Raw genomic sequence first — 17,969 nt, 5'->3', positions numbered from 1 at the left:
CTCCCCGACGCTCACGTCACCGCCCCTGCCGGGGCCGGCGATACTTTGGCCAGGATCCGCTGCGCAGCCCGCCGGATCCGCGGGCGTCCGGCGTCGGCCAGCACCCTGCCGGAACCCTCTGAGCGGGCAGTGGCGCGCAGGAAGGGAAGATACCCTGCCAGCGGGAGTCCAAGGGCATTGGCCACCAGGAGCTCATCCAACCCGTCTCCGAGCGGTCCCCGCACCACCGCGTGAGGTTTCGCACTGCCAAGGCGGGGCAGCAGGGACCGGGCGCCGAGGACGCCGCTGACCCGGCCGGGCACCACCAGTAAAAGCTCCTCACAGAGGTGCAGCAGCGGCTCGGTACCGGTGCTGCTGCCCAGGTCCACGATGGTCAGCTCAAATCCGCTGCGCGCGGCGTCAAGGACTGCACCGGTCACCGCTTCATCCTCGGGGAGCAGCCCCGGACCGCGTGCCAGCAGGGAAAACCCGCCCAGAGCCGGCAGGCCGGCGGCCAGCTGCACAGGGTTCAGGCTGCCGCTGATTCCCTCCAGATCCGGCCATCGGACACCCTGCAGGTCGCCGGCATCCAGTGCCCACTCAAGTCCGGCACCCCACGGGTCTGCTTCCAACAGCAGAACTGATGCTCCCGTTTCGACGGCGGCGGCGGCCAGCCAGCAGGCCGTTGTGGACGCGCCGGCGCCGCCGCTTCCCAGCACGCCGAGCACCGTTCCCCCGCCGGAGTTGTTGCGCCTGCGGCCCAGATAACCCGCAAGCCAGCCCGCCGCGGCCGGCAGGACAGCAACCCGCGCCGCGGAACTGTAGGCCGCAACGTCCCAGACAGCCGCGTCCCCGGCCAGCCCTACGACTATGACGTCAGGGGTTCCCGCCCCGCTTCCGGCCGTTGCACCGCCCCTGCCGGGCAGGAGACGGAGCCGGCCGCTGTCCAGCAGCAGCACTTCGGGTCGCATCGCCAGGGCGGTACCGATATCCACGGCCAGTGAGATTTCCACTCCCGCTGCTGCGCCCACCCGTGCCACTTCGTCCTGTACCCCCTGGTCGCCGGACACGAGGACCGCTGCCACCGCTGGCCGGCCGCCGTCGCCCTGGAGCGTTCTCCGGCCCTGCCTTCCCGTGAGCCGTCCGGAAACGGTGCCCCCGGCGTCTGTATACCTGTCTCCCGGCGGCGCCGTATGCCCAGCGCCATGTTCTAGGTTCATCGGCCCACCCTGACAGGCAGCACCGCGCCGCCCGCGCCCTCGACAGGGAATGCGGACAACCCGGCGCCTGTGACCCGGTGTGGAGGGAAAGAGCCGCACACCGTCCGGTGCTGACAAAACCCGGTGAGTGGCGGGTGAAACGTTAGACCAACCGGATAACGTGGGAGGGTTCCGATAGGGTCGCGGTAACCGGGCATAAAGGCGTGCCCGCAGAGGAAACGGGGAGTCATGGATTCGGGCGTGGAACATCTGGACGTGTTGATCATCGGCGCCGGGCTCAGCGGCATTGGGGTCGCCTGCCGTCTGCGCGAAGACCACCCGGGCCGTTCCGTCGCCCTCCTGGAAACCCGGGGCCGCCCGGGCGGGACCTGGGACCTGTTCCGCTATCCCGGCGTCCGTTCCGACTCAGACCTGTACACCTTCGGTTATGACTTCCGTCCTTGGCGGGAAGAGAAGGCCATAGCCGACGGCGCCAGCATTCTGGAATATCTGAAGGGCACTGCCGCCGAGTACGGCGTGGATGCCCTGATTCGCTACCACCACAAGGTGCTTTCCGCTGACTGGTCCACCAGGGATGCGCGCTGGACCGTGACCGTGGAGCGCACCCGCACCCCGGAAGCCGGCCCGGACGGTGCCGCCGAGCCGGTGGAAAGCGGAGAGATCCTTCATCTGACAGCCAACTGGATCTTCAACGCCGCCGGCTATTACCGCTACGACCAGGGGTATGCCCCCGATTTACCCGGCAGGGAACAGTTCACCGGGCCGGTGGTGCATCCGCAGCACTGGCCCGAAGACCTGGAGGTCGCCGGCAGGCGGATCGCCGTCATCGGCAGCGGAGCCACCGCCGTCACTCTGGTTCCGGCCCTGGCGGAACTGGGTGCGCAGGTCACCATGGTCCAGCGCACCCCCACCTACATCCTCCCCGTTCCCGCAACGGACCCGGTGGCCCGGCGGCTGCGCGGCGTCGTCGGCCCCGAACGCACCGGCCGGATCATGGCCGAGGTCAGCGCCCGCCGCCAGCTGGCCATCTGGTCCTTCTGCCGGCGCTGGCCGAAGCTGGCACGCAAGGTCATCCGCGGCATCCAGTCCCGTGCCGTTCCGGAGGGTTTCGAGCGGGAGCACCTGAACCCGCCGTATCAGCCGTGGGACCAGCGCTTATGCGCCGTTCCGGACGGCGATTTCTTTGCCGCACTGCGCAGCGGCAAAGCCACCATGGTCACCGGACAGACCACAGGATTCACCGAACGCGGCCTCCGTCTGGCCTCAGGGGCGGAAGTGGAAGCCGACGTCGTAGTGACTGCCACGGGATTCACTGTGCAGGTCTTCGGCGGCATGGACCTTCGCCTGGACGGCACGCCGGTGGACCTGACCGACCACGTTGCCTACCGGGGAGTGATGCTCAGCGGTATCCCGAACATGGCATTCGCCATCGGTTACACCAATGCCTCCTGGACCTTGAAGATCGGGCTGGTGACCAGATGGTTCTCCCGTCTGCTCACGGCTATGGACCGGCAGGAGTACGCCGCGGCCGTGCCGGTGGCGCCTTCTGGCATGCCCACCAGGCCGCTGTTGGATTTCGGCGCCGGGTACGTCCAGCGCAGCCTGGCGGAACTCCCCCGGCAGGGAATGGCGGCGCCATGGCTGATGACAATGAACTTCCTGGCCGACCGCCGGGACCTGCAAAAAGGTGCATTGGTGGACAAATACCTGCAGTTCAGCGGGCCGCAGGGCCAGGTGCCCGGCGAGGTGCCGGACGGTACCGACCGCTTCGTCACCCTGGAGTCAGGGCTGCGCCTCTGCTACCGCGTGGAAGGCCCCGAGGGCGGTGAGCCGGTAGTTCTGCTCTCCGGTCTGGGGCTGGACCTGACCGCGTGGCCCGCCCCGTTCGTGGCGGGCCTTACCTCGGCCGGTCACCGCGTGATCCGCCTGGACAACCGCGACGCCGGACGTTCCGACCGGATGGATACGCCCACCCCCACGGTGCTGCACCAGGCTCTGGCCCGGCCAATGCCCGGCGCCTACCGGATTGAGGACATGGCCGACGACGTCATCGGGCTGCTGGATCATCTGCAGGTGGAGCGGGCGCATGTGGTGGGAATGTCGCTGGGCGGGATGATTGCCCAGTCGGTTGCCGCCCACCACCCGGACCGGGTGCTCACGCTGACCTCGCTGATCTCCACAACCGGTGCCCGGAACGTCGGCGCCGCGGCGTTCTCCACCAAGCGCCGGTTCGCAGCCCGTCCGCCGCGGACCCGCGAGGAATTCATCCGGGCCCGGGTGGGAATGATGCGGCATCTTTCCGGGCGGGCCAACCCGGCGGACCCGTCCACCGAAGCGGAGCTGGCCGGCCAGGCCTGGGACCGCGGTGCCTACCCGGACGGCGGAACTGCCCGCGCCCGGCAGCTGGGTGCGATCAATGCCTCGGCAGACCGCACCGGCGATCTCGCACGGATCAAGGCTCCCACGCTGGTAATCCACGGCGACAAGGACCCGATTGTGCATCCAAGCGGAGGCGCGGCAACAGCTGCGGCCATCCCGGGCGCACGCTCGCTGACGATCCCGGGCATGGGGCATTACTTCCATCCGGCAGTGGTGCCCGATCTGCTGCGGCACGTCTCCGGGCATCTGGGCGCCGACGCATCCGCTGCTTCCTCCGGCTGAAACTGCGTCATTCCGGCTGAGCCTGTTTTCATCCGGCAGCCCCTGGGGCCCAGCCGAGCGAGGGTCCCGGCTGCCGGGGCCCCTCCCGGCGGCCCCGGGGACGCTTACTTCCCCATGTCGGGGGAAACCGGAACCGCATTGATCTTGGCATTCCGGGGCAGCTTGGCCGTCCGGGAGAAGCCCTTGGCGTCCAAATGGTTCTTTGCGCGGAACACGGCCACTGCGTCGTCGTACGCCCGATTCACCCGCGCGCCGGTGAACACCCCGGTGCTTCCGTCGCTGAAGCTGATCCGGATGCTTGCGGACAGGGGAAAGTGCCGCTCCATCCGGATGAAGCCGTCATTGTCCTGCGCAAGAGTGATCACGTGGTTTCCGCCCTGAGAGTTGGTGAGCTACCAGTCTCCCCCATTACGGGACCCGCCGGTGCACCGCCGGCGGGACCGCCGGAGCCCGGTTCCGGGTGAGAATAGAGGCATGTATATCGTCCTCGCTCCCGGTCCGGCATCGGGCCGGCTGCCGGAGGGTGACTGGACGCTTCAGGAAACGGACGACGCCGGGGCCCCGTTGGCGCCGGCGGTCACCGTGCCGGCCAGGGACCTGCCCGATGCCGTCAGGCACTACGAGCAGCGTCCCGTCCGCTGGGTGTGGGAATCTGCCCGCCGCACCTATGCTCCGTTGCTGGCCACGGGGATCACGGTCGAGCGGTGCCATGACCTGGACCTCGTCCGCGGCATCCTCCGCTTCGCCGAGTCCGCCCCGCCGACTCCGTACATCGAAACACTCCGGGCCGAGGCACCGGACGTGGAAGCGGACCTGGCGCCCCGGCAGCTGCCGCCGCTGCGGCAGTCACCGAACCAGACCTCCATCTTTGACACCCTGGATGCCCCGGATGATGTGCCAGCGGGTCCGCGCCGGCACGGCATCGCCGAGCTCACGGCGGAGCTGGCCGACCAGCTTCACGCCGTGGCCCGGTCCGAGGCCCCGGCGAAGCTCACCCTGCTCACGGTCGCTGAGTCCACCGGCGGCATGATCGCGGTGGAAATGGAGCACGCGGGCATTCCCTGGCGGCGTGACCTCCACGAGGCCATGCTCATGGACGCGCTCGGTCCGCGTCCGCCGGAAGGACGGCGCCCGGAGAAACTTGAAGATCTTGCGAACGAGCTGCGCCGGCTGCTGGGCAACCCCGGGTTCAACCCGGATTCACCGCAGGAGCTTCTGCGCGCCCTGCACCGGGCCGGTATAGAAGTGCGCAGCACACGCTCGTGGGAACTGCAGCAACACCACCATCCGGCTATCGGGCCGCTGCTGGAATACAAGAAGCTCGCCAGGCTGCTCACGGCCAACGGGTGGACCTGGCTCGATGCCTGGGTGGAGGGCGGCCGATTCCGCACCGAGTATGTGGTGGGCGGGGTGGTGTCGGGGCGGTGGGCCTCCCGCGGCGGAGGCGCCCTGCAGATTCCCAAAACCGTGCGCGATGCCGTCCGTCCCGATCCCGGACACCGGTTTGTGGTGGCCGACGCCGCCCAGCTGGAGCCCCGGGTGCTTGCTGCCCTGGGGCAGGATTCGGCGCTGGCAGCGGCCGCCCGCGGCAAGGACCTCTATCAGGGAATCGCGGACGTTAATTTCGACGGCGACCGGGCCAAGGCCAAAATGGCGATGCTGGGTGCCATGTACGGTGCTACAAGCGGCGAATCCGGGCGCCTGATGCCCGTGCTGACCCGCGCCTACCCCCAGGCCATCGGCGTGGTGGAGCGCGGCGCCCGGGCCGGGGAGGCCGGACGGGTGGTCAGCAGCCATCTTGGGCGCAGCTGCCCGCCGCCGTCGGAGCGCTGGCTGCAGACCCAGCGCAGCGCCAGCGCGGAGGAACAGCGCCGCGCGGAATCCCTGGCCCGCTCCCGCGGACGGTTCACCCGCAACTTTGTCGTCCAGGCCAGCGCCGCGGAATGGGCGTTGTGCTGGCTGGCAGAGATCCGGCGCCGGCTGCGCGCGGCCTCTTCCGCTTCCCCCGCGGGAGAACTGGTCTTTTTCCTGCATGACGAAGTGATGCTCCACGTCCCGGCGGACCGGGTGGAGGAAGTCAGCGCCCTGGTGTCCGACGCCGCCGCCGCGGCGACCAGGCTGCTTTTCGGTTCCATTCCGCTGGAGTTTCCCGTACTCGTCACTCCCGTGGATTCCTACGCCGACGCCAAGTAACCCGGGTCAGTCCAACCGGGCGCCCAGATACGGCGCCAGCTGCCCGGCGTACAGTCCGTTCATGTGGTTGGCGTCGTAATACACTGCCACTCCGCCCACAGCGGAGTAGCACCTGTGAAGGTCACAGAAGAACTCGGTCATATCCACCGGTTTCACCTCGTCTTCAGTGAATCCCTTTGCTGCCTCGATAAAGGGATTCGGGACCAACGCGAGTTCGCGATCCACCGCGCAGTTGGCGGGGGTGGATGCGTTGAAGGCAAGGCATTCCTCATCGCGTACCGAGCCGTTTAGCGGCAGATCGGCCAGGGGCACCACGGTGATTCCTGCGTCAACCCAGTGTTGCCAGGTTCGGCGCAGTGCATTCGCGTACTGAACCTGCTGTGCATCGCCCGTGCCGTCATCGATAACCTCTTCGGCGACAAACGTGCTGACGAACACCCGTTCCGGGGTGTCTGCTTCAATGGCCTCTGAGACGAGCCGGTTCCACCGTGCACAGTTTTCGACCGCGGTTGCCGCCACTTCGGCCCCGTAGAACGAGTGGACGGGTGCATCCAGCAGGGGGCAGCCGCCAAGGAAGCTGAGCTTGACCCGCCATCCCCGTTCCTGCCCCAGCTTCAGGATGGCCTGCTGCCAGTGCTGGCCATGTGAATCGCCGACCAGCCATACGGTTTCCGCCTCCGGGTTGCCGTCTGAGTAATCGCAGATGATTGGGGCGTTGTACACCGCGAGTTCGCCTTCCCCGGCCAGAGCGCATTCGTCGGGTGTCATGGCGTAGGCGTTGTGGTGATCCATATGCGGCAGCGCCACCGGGATATCAAACGGGTCTCCACAGTCGCGGTTGCCGATCGCCGCCGGGCCATAGCAGGGACCATCGGCACCGGCGGCAGCCAGCTCCATGGACTGGTTTTCCTTCACAGTCCCAGCGGCGCCCAGCAAAACCGCCAGGGTGGCCACGGCCGCCATACCGGCGACCGGTGCCCGGAATCCCGGGACCTGTGCAGCGTGGCGCCCAATATGCCGACGGGTCCGTCCGGAGCCCGGCTTGATCCAGATGTCTTCCACCCACCGCTTAGTGCCCCAGGCCAGCAGGATGGCGACGGCGAGGATGGCCAGCTTGTAGGGGGCAGTCGGCACGGTGCGAAGGGCGTAAGGGGCAACAACAATCAACGGCCAGTGCCAGAGATACAGCGAGTAGGAGATTTTGCCCAGGAACTGCACCGGCGCCAGGCCCGTGAGAACCTCATGGCCCAGCCGGCGGACACCGGTACCGGCCAGAATCACCAGTGCGGAGCCGGTTACCGGAACAAGGGCAGCCGCGCCGGGGAACGGAGTCGAGGCATCAAAGGTAAGGGCGCTGAAGAGGATCAGGCCGAAGCCGGCAATGGCCAGGACGTTTCGCAGAACCAGCGATTTCAGCTCCACTGCTGCCAGCCCTACCGCCGCGCCCACGGCGAATTCCCAAACCCGCGCCTGGGTGACGAAATAGGCCTGTTCAGGAGAGCTCCCCGTCACATGGATGCTGTAGGCCAGGAACAGCACGGCCACCGCCGGCACCACTGCCGTCAGCAGGCGCCGCACCGGAATGCCGAACCGGCGTGCCAGGGCTGCGAAGAGGATCAACGTCAGCGGCCAGAGGAGGTAGAACTGTTCCTCCACCGAAAGCGACCAGTAGTGCTGCACTGCGGACGCCGACTCGGTCATGGCGGAATAGTCCACGCTTTTGGCCGCGAGCAGCCAGTTCTCGGCATAAAAAACGCTGGCCAGCACTTCCTGGGCGGTCGCGGCCCAGCGTGGGTAGGGCAGTACCAGCAGCGCCAGCACCATGGACGCCGCCAGCACCAGGAACGCGGCAGGGAAGAGACGCCGGGCGCGCCGGGCGTAGAAAGCGGAAAGCCGCACCCTTCCCGTGGCCTCGATTTCGCGCACCAGGTGGGAGGAAATGAGGAACCCGGAAATCACAAAGAACACGTCAACGCCAACATAGCCGCCGGGGAGTCTCTGGGGCCACAGATGGTTCAGTACGACCAGGACCACGGCAAGGGCACGCATGGCCTGGATGTCGGTGCGGAACCGTTTACCCGCCGGTGGTGCCGCTTTGCTCCGGTGCCGCGCTCGTGTGGCCGCCACGGCCATAGTTTCCCCCTGATAGCCGGACGGCATTCCCCTGGACGGGGCGGATCGCTTCTCTGCCCGATTTTTCGGGCATCTAAAGAATAGCCCTGCCCGGGAGGGTACGCGGGCCCCGACACAGAGTTGTGACGGGATGAAGGGGTTGGCCTCTTACAGAGCCGGGACGATCTCCCGGGTCTCGTCCCAGGGCTGTGCCCAGCCGAGTTCATCCAGGACGCTGGAAAGGATGATGCCGGTGAAGCCCCATACGAGGACGTCATTGACCAGGAAGGCAGGGGTGCCTGTTGACCGGCCCTGGCCCGGGAGGACTGCGGTCCGGCGGTTTTCGGGATTGATCAGGTCCGCCACGGGGACCCGGAAAACCGCTGCCGATTCGCCGTAGTCCACCACATCCACAGGAGTGGGTTTGTCCCACCAGCCCAGCACCGGGGTCACCAGGAAGTTGCTGAACGGCAGTCCGATCTGGGGCAGCGACCCGAGGACCCGGACGCCGGCGGGGTCCAGGCCGGTTTCCTCGCGTGCCTCACGGAGGGCGGCGTCCACCGCACTGGCGTCCTCCGCGTCCACCGATCCGCCGGGGAACGCGACCTGTCCGGGGTGGTCGTTCAGGGTAGCGGCCCGCTCGATCAGCAGGACGTCGACGTCGGCCGGTACCGCGTCTGCGGAAAAGTCCGCCGGCCGGTCATCCAGCACGCCGAAGAGGATCAGCACGGCGGCCGGACGTGCGGTTGCCGGGTCGACGCTGCGGCGCAGCAGGTTGATGTTGGCGTTGAAGGATGTGGTGCCGGCAGCGACAGCAGCGGCCAGCGTTTCCAGGTCCGTTACGGCGCTCATGCTTCCAGTCCGTATCCGGCAGCACGCAGCTGCGCGCGGGTTTCGGCCGCCATCATCCGGGCGTGCAGTTCCTCGCGTCCCGGGGCCAGCTCGTATTTGAGGAGCTTTCGTGCCTTCTCGGGATCGGTTTCGCCCTCCCCGTAGGAGGGACAAAGCTGGGCGACGGCGCACGCGCCGCAGGCAGGTTTTTTGGCATGGCAGACCCGGCGTCCGTGAAAGACCACCCGGTTGGACAGCGGGGTCCAGTCCTTGGGCTCGAACAGCGCCGCCACGTCCTCTTCTACCTTGACCGGGTCCTTGGACGTGGTCCACCCGAACCGGCGCGCCAGCCGCCCGAAGTGTGTATCCACCGTGATCCCCGGAATACCGAAGGCGTTGCCCAGCACCACATTGGCCGTTTTCCGGCCGACGCCGGGCAGTGTCACCAGGTCCTCAAGCCGGTTCGGCACCTCGCCGTCGTACTCATCCACCAGCCGGGCGGACAGCGCCTTCACGCTCGCCGCCTTCGCCCGGAAGAACCCGGTGGGTCGGATGATCTCCTGCAGCGTCTCCTCGTCTGCCTCGGAGAGTGCCCTGGCATCCGGGTACCGGGCAAACAGGATCGGCGTCACCGCATTCACCCGGATGTCCGTGGTCTGCGCCGACAGCACCGTGGCGACGAGGAGTTCAAACGCGTTCCCAAAGTCCAGCTCGGCCACCGCATACGGGTAAACCTCGCCCAGCATCCGGTTGATCCGCCGGGCCCTCCGCTTCAGGGCGAGGAGGGACGGATCATTACCGGTTGCCTTAGCCAATGCTGCTGTCCTTCTGCTGACGGTTGTGCGCTGCTGGCAGCGCGTTGCTGATGCCGGTGCCGGCAGGAGCCGCTTTACTGGTCGGTGTCCACGCGCTCGATGTTGCTCAGGTCCCGCAACACGCCAATCCGGCCGGTGCGCTTGTCCTGGACCAGGAATTCGTCGCCGCGGTCTTCCAGTCCCAGTTCCCAGTCTCCGGGGTGGAACATAAACAGCGGCAGGCCGGTGCGCTCATCAACAATCTGCCGCGGTGTTCCCACGGCGAACCAGAAGGCCTCCACGACAGACTCGGACTCATCCCGGGTGGCGGTGATGGGTTCGGCATCGCTTTCCCCGGCCGCAGGCGCTGCAGGCTCCGAGCTGCTCACGACGGGGTTGACGGTGGTCGCTGCCAGCGGCTCTGAACTTCCGCCGGAAGGCGCCGCGGGCGCCTGGACATCCTGTGCCTGAGTGGCCGGGGCGGCCGCGGGCTGTTCAGCGGCCGGTGCCGTGACGTTGCCCGGCTGCGCAGGCTGCGGCTGGCTTCCCTGCGCCTTGGTGGCGCCTGCAGTACCAACGACGGCGGTTCCGGCGGCGGCCGCGGTGCCGGCAGAAGCACCGGTGCCGCGTTCGGTTACCGGGCCATCGGTTCCCGCTCCGCTGTGACGGCGGAGGGGGTTCTCGAAGCGGCGGGGTGCCGGCGATGATGCGTTGGCGGACTCGGTCTTGGGGCGGGCCGGACGATGCCGCAGCGGCAGGGTTTCACGTGCAGCCGGAACAGCGGGAACCTCGGGACGTTCCTTGAACTCCGCGGCAAAGAACGGAAGGTGCGGAGCCAGCGTGGTCGCAACCACCATGCCCAGGGACCCGATGAGGGCAATCATCGGACCGACGGCGAAGTCCGTCACCGTCTGGATGAAGAAGAAGGCGAGCGCCAGGACGGCCGAGACCGAGGCGAACTGGTCGAGGGATAGCGATCCCACGCGCAGCTTCGTCCCGGGAGCCAGCCGGCGTGCGGCGAACAGGCCGGCAACCAGCAGCGGCAGCAGGATGCCGATGCCGACGAAGAACAGGGAGAACCCGTTCCACAGGTTCAGGTTGCGCACAATGCCCAGGTTAAAAACGGTGATGAACGGCAGCACGCTGCCCACAAGCATCACGAGTGCGGAAGCACCCACCACAATGTCGCGGAGTCCGAACGGTCCGGCGAGCGCCTCGCGCGTGCTGCGGCCGGCGGTCCCGGTGTGCGGCTGCGCCGCGGAACCGGGTGCCGTTGCGGAGGGATGGCCGCCGGTTTCCGAAGAGCCGGCCGTGCTGCTGGTCTCGTTCTCAACAGGTGGGTTATTCATACTGATCTCCATTCACGACCTCCGCGCCGGAGCCCTGCGGGCCTGCGGATAACGGGAGGTGCGCATATACGGCACAAAAGCGGTTACTTCCTTCAGACAGCCTAAATCAACGACGGCGAGGCAGACTAGCCGAGCAACGGCGCGCCCCGAGGCAGTGACATACCGCTCACCGCATAATCAGGCCGTTTTGTAACTCTTTGTGTGACCGCTGCCACAACAGCGGAAAACCGGCGTTAGTGTGGATGCCAGCCATCCACCATCACCATGTGATGGATTGACGCGAAGTGAAAGGGTTCAACTATGTCTGATCAGTCCCCTGCAAAGAAGCACGGAGACGCCTTCGAGAACCTGCTGCACGAAAGCCGAAGCTTCCCGCCCAGCGCCGAATTCGCGGCCGCTGCGGTGGCGCAGCCGTCCCTGTACGAGGATGCGGCTGACGGTCCGGAGTTCTGGGCCCGGCAGGCCCGCAGCATTCTGGCCTGGGACCAGGACTTCGACCAGGCCCTGGACTGGTCCGATGCCCCGTTTGCCAAGTGGTTTGTGGGCGGGAAGCTCAACGCCGCCTACAACGCCCTGGACCGGCATGTGGAGGAGGGCCGCGGGGACCGGGTGGCTATCTACTTTGAAGGTGAACCGGGCGATACCCGCACCTACACGTACGCAGCCCTCACGGAAGAGGTCAAGAAGGCAGCCAATGCCTTTGAGTCCCTGGGCGTGGCCAAGGGCGACCGGGTCGCGGTGTACCTCCCGATGATTCCCGAAGCCGTGATCACCATGCTGGCCTGTGCCCGGATCGGTGCAGTGCACTCGGTGGTCTTCGGCGGTTTCTCGGCGGACGCCCTGCGCAGCCGAATTGACGATGCGGAAGCCAAACTGGTGGTCACCGCCGACGGTTCCTACCGCCGCGGCAAGCCCAGCGCACTCAAGCCCGCCGTTGACGCAGCCCTCGCCGCGCCCGGCCACACCGTGGAAAACGTGCTGGTGGTCCGCCGCAACGGCGAACCCGTGGAGTGGACCGACGGCCTGGACCGCTGGTGGCACGAGGTCGTGGATACCGCGGACACCGAACACACCGCCGTCGGACACGACTCGGAGCATCCGCTGTTCATCCTCTACACCTCCGGCACCACCGGCAAGCCCAAGGGCATCCTGCACACCACCGGCGGCTTCCTGACCCAGACGGCATTCACCCACCGGAACACCTTTGACCTGCAGCCGGAGACGGACGTGTACTGGTGCACCGCGGATATCGGCTGGGTCACCGGGCACAGCTACGTGGCCTATGCACCGCTGATTAACGGAGCCACCCAGCTGATGTACGAGGGGACACCGGACACCCCGCATCAGGGCCGCTGGTGGGAGTTGGTGGAAAAGTACAAGGTCTCCATCCTTTACACCGCCCCCACCGCCATCCGCACCTGCATGAAATGGGGCCGGGACATCCCGCAGAAATTCAACCTGGATTCCATCCGGGTGCTGGGGACCGTGGGCGAGCCCATCAACCCGGAGGCCTGGATGTGGTACCGGAACGTCATTGGCGCGAACGGCGGAAAGAAGGAGAACCCGGCTCCGATCGTGGACACCTGGTGGCAGACCGAAACCGGCGGGCACATGATCGCCCCCATGCCGGGGGTCACGGCCACCAAGCCTGGCTCGGCCCAGGTAGCCGTGCCGGGCATCTCGGTGGACGTGGTGGACGAAATGGGCGAACCGGTTCCGAACGGTTCCGGCGGCTTCCTGGTGGTCAAGGAGCCGTGGCCGTCCATGCTGCGCGGCATCTGGGGAGATCCGGAGCGGTTCAAGGAAACCTACTGGTCCCGGTTCGACAACATGTATTTCGCCGGCGACGGTGCCAAGAAGGATGAGGACGGCGACATCTGGCTGCTGGGCCGCGTGGATGACGTGATGAACGTGTCCGGGCACCGGCTCTCCACCACCGAGATTGAATCGGCACTGGTGAGCCACCCGTCGGTGGCCGAGGCCGCCGTCGTCGGCGCGGCGGATGACACCACCGGCGAGGCCGTGGTGGCGTTCGTGATCCTGCGCGGCAGCGCCAAGGACGACGACGATATTGTCACCACCCTCCGCAACCATGTGGGCAAGGAGATTGGCCCCATTGCCAAGCCGCGGCACATCCTGGTGGTTCCCGAACTGCCCAAGACCCGCAGCGGAAAGATCATGCGGCGTCTCCTCAAGGATGTGGCGGAAGGTCGCGAAGCCGGGGACTCGAGCACCCTGGCCGACAACACGGTGATGCAGCAGATCGCCGAATCACTGCGGAAGTAACCGCTCCCGGCATAACAGCACAGGCGCCCTCCCCCGGACCGGGGAGGGCGCCTGTGGCGTTTATGGCAGTTGCCGGTGATTAGCCGACAGTGACGTCCAGCTCCACCTCAATGTTGCCGCGGGTGGCATTGGAGTAAGGGCAGACCTGGTGCGCGGCCTGGACCAGCTTGTCCGCCGTCGCCTCGTCCACGCCGGACATCTCCACGTGCAGGGCCACGCCGAGCTTGAAGCCGCCTTCGTCCTGCTTGTAGATGCTGACGTCCGCTGTCACTGCGGCATCTGCGATGGCTGCCTTCTCCATCCGGGCAACCATCTTCAGGGCCGAGAGGAAGCAGGCTGCGTAACCGGTGGCAAAAAGCTGCTCGGGGTTGGTGCCCTCACCGGAACCGCCCATTTCGGTAGGAGTGGAGAGGTTGACCTCAAGCTTGCCGTCGCTGGTGCGGGCTTCGCCGTTGCGTCCGTCTCCGGTGGCGGTGGCAGCTGCGGTGTACAAAGCGCTCATGGGAACTCCTTCGTGATGGAAAACTCGGTCCCCTTCAAGGTAGACTAACTAGTACGTCTACCGCAACAGATGGACACAAGAGATGGACACAAGAGGTGGACACAGCAGGTCACAGCAGCAGCGGAAGCAGGGGAACAGGAAATGGCAGCCAAACCGTCGGATGTGCGCGAACGAATCCTTCGCCGGGCCTCAAGCCTCTTCTACACCGAGGGCGTACGCGCCGTCAGCGCGGACAAGATCATTGCCGCAGCCGGCACCACGAAGGTCACCTTTTACCGTCACTTCCGGTCCAAGGACGATCTGGTGGTTGCCTACCTGCAGGACCAGTCCGAAGGCATGCGCCGGCAGGCCGAGCAGCTGGATCCGGATCCATGCACCGGCCTGCGCCAGCTCGCAGAAGCCATGGGCACCGAAGCCTGCACTCCGGACTTCCGCGGCTGTCCCTTCATAAATGCGGCCGCCGAATATCCGGATCCGGAGCATCCGGTCCGTGCTGTGGTCTCCGCGCACCGCCAATGGCTGCACGGCCTGGTTGCCGGCCGGCTCGCCCAACTGGGGGTCCCGGACCCGGAGCAGCTGGCGGACCAGCTGCTGATGCTGCGCGACGGCGCCATGGTGCACGGGTACGTGCAGGACGCAGCGGCCGTAGGCCCGGCACTGACCGCTGCCGGCCGCGCGTTGATCCTCGCCCGGCTACCGCAGGATTCCCCCGCCCGCGCCAGGATTTCCGGGGAGTAGCGGGCAGCTTCCGCTCGGCGGAACGGCGTGAATGTGACCTTGGACTCAGGAACTTGGCGAAAGTGACGGCGGATAGGACAATTCCTTTCCGTGTCTACTTCACTCACACCGGCCACACCGGACGCCCCCTCATCAGCCAAGATGGCCCGCAAGGTTGCCGGCGCATCTTTCCTAGGCACCGCACTGGAGTCCTATGACTTCTATGTCTTCGGCACCGCCGCAGCGCTGATCCTCAACCGGATTTTCTTCCCGGACGTGGATCCCCTGACCGGCACCCTGCTCTCCTTCCTCACGCTGGGCATGGGCTTCGTGGCCCGTCCGCTCGGAGCCATTCTGTTCGGACACATCGGTGACCGGGTGGGTCGGAAAACCTCCCTGATCGGCACCATTGTCCTGATGGGTGTTGCCACCGGTGCCGTGGGCCTGCTCCCGGACTACAACACCATCGGCGTCTGGGCTCCGCTGCTGCTCGTCCTGCTCCGCCTCCTGCAGGGCCTGGCCGTAGGCGGTGAATGGGGCGGTTCCATCCTGATCGCCACCGAGCACGCAGCACCCCGGAAGCGTGCCCTGTACGCAGCCATCCCGCAGATCGGCTCCCCGGTAGGCACCATCATGGTCACCGGCATTTTCCTGCTGCTGGCCCAGGTCTCCGATGAAGCCATGGAAGCGGGGGTCTGGCGGATTCCGTTCCTGCTCGCCTTCCCCTTTATGGGCATTGCCCTGTACATGCGGTTGGCCATTGATGAGACCCCCGTCTTCAAGGGCGTAGCCAAGGCACACCAGGTCATCCGCGTTCCTGTCCTGGAAGTGCTGCGCACGCAGTGGCTGGCGCTGCTGGTGGCCGCCTCAGCCGCCCTGCTGGGCATCGGCTCCTACTTCCTGATGACCACCTACACCCAGTCCTACGGGATCACTGAGCTGGGGCTGTCCCAATCCACGGTCCTGAACGCTGCGCTGGTGGGTTCGGTGCTGCAACTGGCAACCATCCCCGCCTTCGGCTTCCTGGCCAACCGGATCGGCTCAGCCCGCATGGTCCTGGCCGGCGCGGTGGCCACCCTGCTGATTTCCTTCCCGCTGTACTTCATCATCAGCAAGGCCAACGAGCCGGTGTACATCCTCACCATCCTGATCGGCGGTATTGCCCCGACAGCAGCCTGGGCCGCCCTGGGCGGGCTGATGGCCGACCTGTTCCCGGCCCGCACCGGGTTCACGGCCATGTCCCTGGCCTACAGTTTCGCCGGCATCCTGTCCGGGTTCACCCCGTCCATCACCGCGTGGTTCGGCATCCAAACCGACGGCGCCTGGTGGCATCCCGGCGTCGTCCTGGCCGCGATGTCCCTGATTACCATCGCCGGCGCGCTCCTTTCGCGGCGGATGACACCGCGTAACACAGCCGACCTGCCGTCTTCAGAGGTATCTGCTCCGGCATAGTTAAGCCATGACTACAGCGCAGACCCGCAACCTCCTGATCGTCAACGGACCCAACCTGAACCTGCTGGGCACCCGTGAGCCGGCCATCTACGGCAGCGACACGCTGGAGGACGTCGAGGCGGCGGCACTGGCCGCCGCCTCAGCCCACGGCTGGACAGTGGACTGCGTGCAGTCCAACCACGAAGGCGACCTGATCGACGCGATCCACAGCGCCCGAGGCACTGCTGACGGCATTGTCATCAACCCGGCCGGGTACAGCCACACGTCCGTGGCCATCGCCGATGCCCTGTCCGGTGTGGAGCTGCCCGTAGTGGAAGTACACCTGAGCAACATCCACCGGCGCGAGGAGTTCCGGCACCACTCGTTCGTCTCGGCGGTGGCCCGCGTGGTTATCTGCGGTGCAGGGATCAGCGGCTACCGGATGGGCGTGGACTACCTGATTGAAACCCTCTCCGCGGCCAAAGCCTAGGATCCGGCTGCGGCCCGCTGCCACAGGGGCAGACCCTGCACTGGCGCTAACCGGCTATTTGCTGGTGCACTGGCCCGCGGAGACAGGCTCGCTGTAACCGGGAGCAGCCTCGATAACGGGGCCCGCTTCAGCCAGTGAGAGGGCGTAGCCGATGGGCTGGTCCCCCGTGGTCTTGGCAAAGATCACTCCGGCTATGCGCCCGTCGATGTCCAGCAGCGGCCCGCCGGAGTTGCCCTGCTGCACGTTCGCGGCCAGGGTATAGACCTCCAGCACCTCGGGCGCGGTTCCATAGATGTCCCGCACGGCGACGTCGGAGAGTCCCTCAACACTGGCGGCCTGCAGCCGGAAGGGGCCGCCGGCCGGATACCCGGCAAAGGCCGCCGTGGCGCCCGCGGCCAGCTCCTCGCCTACCGGCAGCGCCGCGGCATCCAGGTTGTCCACGGCAAGAACCGCCAGATCCCGGGCCGAATCGAAATACACTACCCGGCCGGGAAGCACGCTTCCGTCCGGCACTTCCACCACGGGTTCATTCACGCCGGCAACCACGTGGGCGTTGGTAACCACCCTGTCATCGGCCACCACGAAACCGGACCCCGTCTGGTTCTGCCCGCACTGGTACGCCGTGCCGGTGATCTTCAGTACCGAGGCGGACGCCGTCCGCAAAGCCGGGGAATCCACTTCTGCGCTGGGCGGGACCACCGATTGGGGAGCCGCACTGTCCAGGATGGTCGGCAGCCCCTCGGAGACCGTGAAGGAGCGGATCTGTGCACTCCAGGCCTTCACCTGTTCCGGTGTGGCGTCGTCAATGGTGCCCAGCACCCTGGACGCGGCGATCTGCTGCGAAAGGAAGGGCACACCCAGCGTGGTCACGCTGAACGCCAGCATTGCCATCACCAGGGCCGCGACCACCAGGTTCACCGCACCGCCAAGCAGGCGGTCCAGGAAGCGCAGCGGCGGGAAATTCAGCCAGCGCCGGATCATGCCGCCCAGCGCCGCGCCTGCGGCATGCCCCACCAGCACCAGGACCACCGCCGTGGCAATCACCACGGTCAGCCGCCAGCCGTTGTCGGGCACCCAGCCCGCGACAAGGGGGATGGCGAAAAACGCCGCCACTGCGCCCGCAACAAATCCCACGATTCCGCCGAGGGTCACTACCAGTCCGTTACGCAGACCGGCCAGCAGGTAAAAGAGCAGGACAAGGAGCAGAATGATGTCCAGAAGTGTCAATCCGAGCACAAAGAGCTCCAAAAGTTCAGTCGAGGCGTCCCGGCGGAGGGTAGGCCGCTCGGTGTTGACGAGTTTATCCGGACAACCTGAAGAACCCGCTATCCGCCTCCACCCGCCATACGCGTGCTGAGGCTCTTTTTCTCATCCATCGGCGAACAAACGTGCTTTAGGTGTCAC

General features: G+C 66.7%; 14 protein-coding genes. 6 read left to right on the top strand and 8 right to left on the bottom strand.

Annotation, left to right across the window (positions count from 1 at the left end):
• Positions 1-11: 11 nt before the first annotated feature.
• Positions 12-1,064: a septum site-determining protein Ssd gene (gene ssd / locus QWJ37_RS03495; RefSeq protein ID WP_290244117.1), complete on the bottom strand. Its 1,053-nt coding sequence runs from the start codon at positions 1,062-1,064 to the stop codon at positions 12-14.
• A 363-nt stretch (positions 1,065-1,427) separates the two neighbouring features.
• Between ssd and QWJ37_RS03490 the strand changes: the two genes are divergently transcribed.
• Positions 1,428-3,860 carry an alpha/beta fold hydrolase gene (locus QWJ37_RS03490; RefSeq protein ID WP_290244115.1) on the top strand — a complete coding sequence of 811 codons (2,433 nt, stop codon included), beginning with the start codon at positions 1,428-1,430 and terminating at the stop codon, positions 3,858-3,860.
• A 104-nt stretch (positions 3,861-3,964) separates the two neighbouring features.
• On the opposite strand, the gene QWJ37_RS03485 is transcribed toward QWJ37_RS03490, so the two are convergent.
• Positions 3,965-4,225 (bottom strand): hypothetical protein, encoded by a 261-nt coding sequence (locus tag QWJ37_RS03485; RefSeq protein WP_290244113.1) that lies wholly within the window; start codon positions 4,223-4,225, stop codon positions 3,965-3,967.
• A gap of 109 nt (positions 4,226-4,334) precedes the next feature.
• Between QWJ37_RS03485 and QWJ37_RS03480 the strand changes: the two genes are divergently transcribed.
• A complete protein-coding gene (locus QWJ37_RS03480) occupies positions 4,335-6,053 on the top strand; it encodes a bifunctional 3'-5' exonuclease/DNA polymerase (RefSeq protein WP_290244111.1) in 1,719 nt (572 codons plus the stop codon).
• Between the two features lie 6 nt (positions 6,054-6,059).
• Here QWJ37_RS03480 and QWJ37_RS03475 read toward each other — a convergent pair whose 3' ends face one another.
• The 4 genes from QWJ37_RS03475 to QWJ37_RS03460 form a co-directional block, all read right to left on the bottom strand.
• Positions 6,060-8,180 carry an acyltransferase family protein gene (locus QWJ37_RS03475; RefSeq protein WP_290244109.1) on the bottom strand — a complete coding sequence of 707 codons (2,121 nt, stop codon included), beginning with the start codon at positions 8,178-8,180 and terminating at the stop codon, positions 6,060-6,062.
• Between the two features lie 153 nt (positions 8,181-8,333).
• Positions 8,334-9,017: a CoA pyrophosphatase gene (locus QWJ37_RS03470; protein ID WP_227902525.1), complete on the bottom strand. Its 684-nt coding sequence runs from the start codon at positions 9,015-9,017 to the stop codon at positions 8,334-8,336.
• Complete coding sequence (nth, locus tag QWJ37_RS03465; RefSeq protein ID WP_227902527.1) at positions 9,014-9,811, bottom strand: endonuclease III; 798 nt, start codon at positions 9,809-9,811, stop codon at positions 9,014-9,016. The genes QWJ37_RS03470 and nth overlap by 4 nt, the downstream gene beginning before the upstream one ends.
• Positions 9,812-9,885: 74 nt before the next feature.
• Positions 9,886-11,139, bottom strand: a complete 1,254-nt coding sequence (locus QWJ37_RS03460) for a hypothetical protein (protein WP_290244104.1) — start codon at positions 11,137-11,139, stop codon at positions 9,886-9,888.
• A 300-nt stretch (positions 11,140-11,439) separates the two neighbouring features.
• Here QWJ37_RS03460 and acs point away from each other — a divergent pair, with 300 nt between their 5' ends.
• Positions 11,440-13,425: an acetate--CoA ligase gene (acs, locus tag QWJ37_RS03455; RefSeq protein ID WP_227928568.1), complete on the top strand. Its 1,986-nt coding sequence runs from the start codon at positions 11,440-11,442 to the stop codon at positions 13,423-13,425.
• Positions 13,426-13,504: 79 nt separating this feature from the next.
• Here acs and QWJ37_RS03450 read toward each other — a convergent pair whose 3' ends face one another.
• Positions 13,505-13,927 (bottom strand): organic hydroperoxide resistance protein, encoded by a 423-nt coding sequence (locus tag QWJ37_RS03450; RefSeq protein WP_227902531.1) that lies wholly within the window; start codon positions 13,925-13,927, stop codon positions 13,505-13,507.
• Positions 13,928-14,068: 141 nt separating this feature from the next.
• Here QWJ37_RS03450 and QWJ37_RS03445 point away from each other — a divergent pair, with 141 nt between their 5' ends.
• The 3 genes from QWJ37_RS03445 (at position 14,069) to aroQ (ending at position 16,565) form a co-directional block, all read left to right on the top strand.
• Positions 14,069-14,665, top strand: a complete 597-nt coding sequence (locus QWJ37_RS03445; protein WP_290244101.1) for a TetR/AcrR family transcriptional regulator — start codon at positions 14,069-14,071, stop codon at positions 14,663-14,665.
• Between the two features lie 90 nt (positions 14,666-14,755).
• A complete protein-coding gene (locus tag QWJ37_RS03440) occupies positions 14,756-16,096 on the top strand; it encodes an MFS transporter (RefSeq protein WP_227902534.1) in 1,341 nt (446 codons plus the stop codon).
• 7 nt (positions 16,097-16,103) lie between these two features.
• Entirely contained in the window at positions 16,104-16,565 is a 462-nt protein-coding gene (gene aroQ / locus QWJ37_RS03435; RefSeq protein WP_290244097.1) for a type II 3-dehydroquinate dehydratase, read from the top strand.
• Positions 16,566-16,619: 54 nt separating this feature from the next.
• Here the strand turns inward: aroQ and QWJ37_RS03430 are convergent, their stop codons facing one another.
• On the bottom strand, positions 16,620-17,801 hold the full coding sequence (locus QWJ37_RS03430; protein WP_227902538.1) for a MarP family serine protease: 1,182 nt from the start codon (positions 17,799-17,801) through the stop codon (positions 16,620-16,622).
• Positions 17,802-17,969: the final 168 nt, after the last annotated feature.

The organism is Arthrobacter sp. YD2, assembly GCF_030410475.1.
Classification (GTDB): domain Bacteria; phylum Actinomycetota; class Actinomycetes; order Actinomycetales; family Micrococcaceae; genus Arthrobacter_B; species Arthrobacter_B zhangbolii.
The sequence above is the reverse complement of the archived record's forward strand: the minus strand, read 5'-3'. Positions and strand labels throughout refer to the sequence as shown.

Excerpts from the sequence above, each read along its gene's own strand:
- QWJ37_RS03490 (WP_290244115.1), top strand. The coding sequence starts at position 1,428 with ATGGATTCGGGCGTGGAACATCTGGACGTGTTGATCATCGGCGCCGGG.
- QWJ37_RS03480 (WP_290244111.1), top strand. The coding sequence starts at position 4,335 with ATGTATATCGTCCTCGCTCCCGGTCCGGCATCGGGCCGGCTGCCGGAG.
- QWJ37_RS03470 (WP_227902525.1), bottom strand. The coding sequence starts at position 9,017 with ATGAGCGCCGTAACGGACCTGGAAACGCTGGCCGCTGCTGTCGCTGCC.
- QWJ37_RS03460 (WP_290244104.1), bottom strand. The coding sequence starts at position 11,139 with ATGAATAACCCACCTGTTGAGAACGAGACCAGCAGCACGGCCGGCTCT.
- acs (WP_227928568.1), top strand. The coding sequence starts at position 11,440 with ATGTCTGATCAGTCCCCTGCAAAGAAGCACGGAGACGCCTTCGAGAAC.
- QWJ37_RS03450 (WP_227902531.1), bottom strand. The coding sequence starts at position 13,927 with ATGAGCGCTTTGTACACCGCAGCTGCCACCGCCACCGGAGACGGACGC.
- QWJ37_RS03445 (WP_290244101.1), top strand. The coding sequence starts at position 14,069 with ATGGCAGCCAAACCGTCGGATGTGCGCGAACGAATCCTTCGCCGGGCC.
- aroQ (WP_290244097.1), top strand. The coding sequence starts at position 16,104 with ATGACTACAGCGCAGACCCGCAACCTCCTGATCGTCAACGGACCCAAC.